Here is a 5,866-nt window from a genome sequence, read left to right as displayed (position 1 = left end):
ACCGCTTCATAGTGAGTGTATTGAAAGGAACTCATACAAAACGCTCGTCATGACCGCTTCATAGTGCATGTTTTGAGAGGGACTCACCAATAAGGCTAACCATAACCGCTTCATAGTGTTAATTTTCAAAGAAGCTCAACAATCATATTAACAACGCTAAATATAAATGGGGGACAGGGACATGAACTTTCAATTATCAGAAGAGCATGAAATGATTAGAAAAATGGTACGCGATTTTGCAAAGAATGAAGTGGCCCCAACGGCTGCTGAGCGTGATGAGGAAGAGCGCTTTGACCGTGAAATTTTTGATAAAATGGCGGAGCTTGGGCTAACGGGAATTCCGTGGCCAGAAGAATATGGCGGCATTGGCAGTGACTACCTAGCCTACTGTATTGCAGTTGAGGAGCTTTCGAGAGTATGTGCCTCAACAGGTGTGACGCTTTCCGCTCATACATCTTTAGCGGGCTGGCCGATTTTCAAATTCGGCAGTGAAGAGCAAAAGCAAAAATATTTGCGTCCAATGGCAGAAGGAACGAAAATCGGCGCTTATGGCCTAACTGAGCCTGGCAGCGGTTCAGATGCAGGCGGAATGAGAACGACAGCTCGCCTTGAAGGGGATCACTACGTCTTAAATGGTTCAAAAATCTTCATTACAAACGGTGGAATTGCTGATATCTATGTTGTTTTTGCTTTAACAGACCCGGCGGAAAAACATCGAGGTACAACTGCATTCATCGTGGAGGCTGACTTTGAAGGCTTCTCAGTCGGCAAGAAAGAGAAAAAACTCGGCATTCGTTCATCACCAACAACGGAAATTATTTTTGATAATTGTAAGGTTCCAGTAGAAAATGTTCTTGGCAATGTGGGAGAAGGCTTTAAAATCGCGATGATGACTCTAGATGGCGGACGAAACGGAATCGCCGCTCAAGCAGTAGGAATCGCACAGGGTGCCTTAGATGCTTCCATTGAATATGCAAAGGAGCGCGTTCAATTTGGCAAACCTATTGCTTCTCAGCAAGGAATTGGCTTCAAATTAGCTGACATGGCAACAAGCATTGAAGCTTCTAGACTCTTAACCTACCAGGCTGCATGGCTTGAGTCTGAAGGACTTCCATACGGAAAAGAATCCGCAATGTCCAAATTATTAGCTGGAGACACAGCCATGAAGGTTACTACAGATGCTGTCCAAATTTTTGGCGGATATGGCTATACAAAGGATTATCCAGTTGAACGCTTTATGCGCGATGCGAAAATTACCCAAATTTACGAAGGTACACAGGAAATTCAGCGCCTCGTTATTTCTCGTATGCTGACAAAATAGGCTCCTATCATTTATTCTATTAAAAAAAGGCTTAGCAGAGTTGAGCCTGGAAACCCAGTCTTAACTCTGCACCCCAATTATAGAAGGACGGTAGGTAAAATGAAAAAACGCGAAGTACAGGCGTCTGTCAAAGATGAACGCCTTGTTAAAAAAAGACGGGACCAGATGATCAAAGGGGCCGTGACCCTGTTTATTCAAAAAGGCTTTCATCGCACAACGACAAGAGAAATTGCAAGAGCTGCAGGATTTAGCATCGGAACACTATATGAATATATCCGCACAAAAGAGGATGTTTTATATCTCGTTTGTGACAGCATCTATGACCAAGTTAGCGACCGTTTGCAAAAGGATCTCAACACCGATCAAGGTACGCTTGAAAGCCTAAAGCTCGGGATTGCTGATTATTTTCGCGTTGTAGACGAGCTGCAGGATGAGGTCCTTGTCATGTATCAGGAAGTGAAATCCTTATCAAAGGACGCCCTTCCATACGTGCTGAAGAAAGAAATCGAAATGGTTGGAATGTTTGAGCAAATCGTAACGAGATGCGTGGAAAATAAAGAAATAGATCTAACCGAAGATCAGATTAAAATGATTGCCCATAACATTTTTGTGCAGGGGCAAATGTGGGCATTCCGTCGCTGGTCATTGAAAAAGATGTATACGCTAGACGAGTATATCCAGCTTCAAACGGAATTGCTTTTTCAAGGGATTAACCAAGCGGAATTATCGAAGCAAGACAACTCGCTAGTTTCAAAAATGTAAGTCTATTAAAGAACCTGCGTTAATACGAACAGGGGGAGAAAAATGAGTAATCCAGTAGTGTATAAGCCAAAGAATCATATTCGTTTTGTCACGGCTTCTAGTCTATTTGATGGTCATGATGCTTCCATTAACATTATGAGAAGAATCATTCAGGCAAGCGGAGCAGAGGTCATTCATTTAGGCCATAACCGTTCCGTGGAAGAAGTGGTGAATGCGGCTATTCAAGAGGATGTTCAAGGTATTGCGATTTCTTCCTATCAGGGAGGACATGTGGAATACTTTAAGTATATGTATGACCTTTTAAAGGAAAGAGGTGCTTCCCATATCCGTATTTATGGAGGCGGGGGCGGCGTCATTATTCCAAAGGAGATTAAAGAACTGCATGACTACGGAATTGCAAGAATCTTTTCACCTGAGGATGGACGTCAGCATGGGCTTCAAGGCATGATCAACCTCATGATTGAAGAATGTGATTTTCCGACCTTTACGCCAGAGGCTACAGAGCAGATTGAAAAGCTTCAGGAAGGGAACACGAATGCCGTTGCTAAGCTCATTACTTTAGCCGAGCACCATGTCAATGTTGAAAAAGAAACGGCAGCAGCACTTGATTCTGTTATGGAAAAAGTTAAATCATTGGAAAAGTCTGTCCCAGTTCTAGGAATTACAGGAACAGGCGGAGCCGGAAAAAGCTCATTAACCGATGAATTAATTCGCCGTTTCATCAATGAAATTCCTGAAAAGAAGGTTGCCATTTTATCAGTCGATCCGACAAAGCAGAAAACGGGCGGAGCCCTTCTTGGTGACCGTATCCGCATGAATGCGATATTTAATCCGCGTGTTTATATGAGAAGCTTAGCCACAAGAAATTCGAAAAGCGAACTTTCGCTTGCGATTAAGGACGCGATTTCGGTTGTCAAAGCAGCCGGCTTTGATCTAATCGTTGTGGAAACAAGCGGAATTGGGCAAGGGGATGCTGAAATTACTGAAATTTGTGACGTTTCGATGTACGTCATGACGAGTGAATTTGGTGCGCCTTCCCAGCTAGAAAAGATCGATATGATTGATTATGCCGATTTAATTGTCATTAATAAGTTTGAGCGTAAAGGTTCTGAGGATGCAAAGCGCCAGGTGCAGAAGCAATACCAAAGAAGCCGCATGCTGTTTGAAAAAGACTTAGATGAGATGCCTGTTTATGGCACGATTGCGAGCCAGTTCAATGACCCGGGAACGAATGCTGTTTTTGCGGCAATCATTGAAAAATTAAACGAAAAAGCCGGAATAGACTGGAAAACGAGTTTTTCCAAAACGGCCCTTGTTGAAAAACAAAATGTCATTATTCCGAATGAGCAGCGCTATTATTTACGAGAGGTTTCCGAAGCGGTGCGCAGCTATCATAAGAAGGCAGAGGAACAGGCTAATCTTGCGCGCAAGCTTTTCCAGCTTGAAGGAGCGATTCTTGCTGTTAAGGAGCAGGAGGCAAATGAAGAGGTGGTCGCTTCATTAGAAGCTATTAGGTCTACCGTTGAATCAAAGCTGACTGATGAAACGAAGAAAATCCTTGAAGGCTGGGGCTCTCTAAAGGAAAAATACGCAGGGGATCAGTTTGTCACGAAAATTCGCGATAAAGAAATTATCACTGTGTTAAAAACGAAGAGCCTTTCTGGATTAGCTATTCCAAAGGTGGCTCTTCCAAAATACAAGGATTACGGTGAGATTATCCGTTGGGTTTATAGAGAAAATGTTCCAGGCTCATTCCCTTATACGGCTGGCGTATTCCCGTTCAAGCGTGAAGGGGAGGACCCAAAAAGACAGTTTGCTGGGGAAGGAACACCGGAAAGAACGAACCGCCGTTTTCATTATCTGTCAAAGGATGATTCGGCAAAGCGCTTAAGTACTGCCTTTGATTCAGTCACCCTTTACGGAGAAGATCCGGATTACCGTCCTGATATTTACGGGAAGGTTGGGGAAAGCGGAGTCAGTATTTGTACATTGGACGATATGAAGAAGCTTTATGCAGACTTTGATCTTTGCCATCCATCGACATCTGTTTCCATGACCATCAACGGCCCTGCCCCGATTATCTTGGCGATGTTTATGAATACAGCCATTGAACAGCAAATCGAGGCAAAAGAAAACGAGCTTGGCCGAGTTCTAACGGCAGAAGAGTTCACAGAAGTCAGAGCGCGCACACTTCAAACCGTTCGCGGAACTGTTCAAGCTGATATTTTAAAAGAAGACCAAGGGCAAAATACATGTATTTTCTCAACTGAATTTGCTCTCCGCATGATGGGAGATATCCAGCAGTATTTTATCGACCAAATGGTGCGTAACTATTATTCTGTTTCGATTTCGGGTTATCATATTGCGGAAGCAGGAGCGAATCCGATATCGCAATTAGCGTTCACATTGGCGAACGGCTTTACGTATGTGGAGTACTATTTGAGCAGAGGCATGGATATTAACGACTTTGCACCGAATCTTTCATTCTTTTTCTCGAATGGGCTTGATCCGGAATATACGGTGCTTGGCCGTGTCGCACGCCGTATTTGGGCGACTGTGATGAGGGACAAATATGGTGCGAATGAGCGAAGCCAAAAGCTGAAATATCATATTCAAACGTCAGGGCGTTCACTGCATGCGCAGGAAATTGATTTCAATGATATTCGTACGACCCTGCAGGCTTTGATGGCGCTGCATGATAACTGTAATTCCCTTCATACGAATGCCTATGATGAGGCCATTACAACACCGACAGAGGAATCAGTACGCCGTGCAATGGCGATTCAAATGATCATTACGAAGGAGCATGGCCTCACGAAGAACGAAAATCCGCTGCAAGGTGCCTTTATTATTGATGAATTAACAGACCTTGTGGAGGAGCAGGTGCTTCAGGAATTCGAACGCATCAATGACCGCGGGGGCGTTCTCGGTGCCATGGAAACGCAATACCAGCGCGGAAAAATTCAAGATGAATCAATGCATTATGAAATGAAGAAGCATACTGGCGAGCTTCCGATTATCGGGGTCAATACGTATTTAAATCCGAACCCGCCGTCTGAAGAAGACATGGACAATATGGAGCTGGCTAGAGCCACACAAGAAGAAAAAGAAACACAAATCCAAAATCTCCGCAGCTTCCAAGAGCGCAACAAAGACAAAACAGAAGAAGCCATCAAACGCTTAAAGGAAACGGCTGTTACGGGCGGCAATATTTTTGCAGAATTGATGGAAACCGTCCAAGTCGCAAGCCTTGGCCAAATTACACGTGCTCTGTATGAAGTCGGCGGACAGTATAGAAGAAATATGTAGGTTATTGTGAAAAAAGCCCGCTGAATTGGTTTCAGCGGGCTATTAAGAATTGTTGAATAAATTCAGTTATAAATATATAGCATTGGCCAGCAAGGAATAAAGATAAGACGGATGCTGACGAAAACCAATTTCCAAACCGATCAAAATAACACGATTGTCTTTTTCCGCTGTCATAACAGGCTGTCCCTGCGCCTTTTCGTAGCCTGGCCAATAACCGGATATGAGAGAATTAGGAGCCTTTGAGTATGTGGCAACTACTTCAGCCCCTTTTGTATTCGTAAACCAAACGGGACGATAGACAAATCCTATGCTACCGGATGAATACCCGTATGTGAGCGGGCTTTGTAAATAATTGATATTTAAAATGGCGTGGTTATTGGATTCGTCTGTTTGAATGCCGACCTTCGTTAAGCCCAAAGGTTTTTTGATAGATTTGGCTGCCCCTGCCCCAATTCCGATAAATCGCCCGCCCCG

3 protein-coding genes and 1 pseudogene are annotated in these 5,866 nt (G+C 43.8%); 3 read left to right on the top strand and 1 reads right to left on the bottom strand.

The window, feature by feature from the left end; all coding sequences use genetic code 11:
• Positions 1–181: 181 nt before the first annotated feature.
• From V7127_RS08625 to icmF, 3 genes are all read left to right on the top strand, one after another.
• On the top strand, positions 182–1,321 hold the full coding sequence (locus tag V7127_RS08625) for an acyl-CoA dehydrogenase (RefSeq protein ID WP_335348115.1): 1,140 nt from the start codon (positions 182–184) through the stop codon (positions 1,319–1,321).
• 99 nt (positions 1,322–1,420) lie between these two features.
• Positions 1,421–2,083, top strand: coding sequence for a TetR/AcrR family transcriptional regulator (locus tag V7127_RS08620; protein WP_335484898.1), 663 nt, complete (start codon positions 1,421–1,423; stop codon positions 2,081–2,083).
• A gap of 42 nt (positions 2,084–2,125) precedes the next feature.
• A complete protein-coding gene (gene icmF / locus V7127_RS08615; protein ID WP_335484895.1) occupies positions 2,126–5,392 on the top strand; it encodes a fused isobutyryl-CoA mutase/GTPase IcmF in 3,267 nt (1,088 codons plus the stop codon).
• Positions 5,393–5,458: 66 nt separating this feature from the next.
• Here icmF and V7127_RS08610 read toward each other — a convergent pair.
• Positions 5,459–5,866: pseudogene (locus V7127_RS08610) on the bottom strand (hypothetical protein); the annotation flags it as partial.

Source organism: Bacillus sp. JJ1773 (genome assembly GCF_036962035.1).
In the GTDB taxonomy this organism is placed as follows: domain Bacteria; phylum Bacillota; class Bacilli; order Bacillales; family Cytobacillaceae; genus Cytobacillus.
This window is presented reverse-complemented; position numbering and strand designations above follow the sequence as displayed.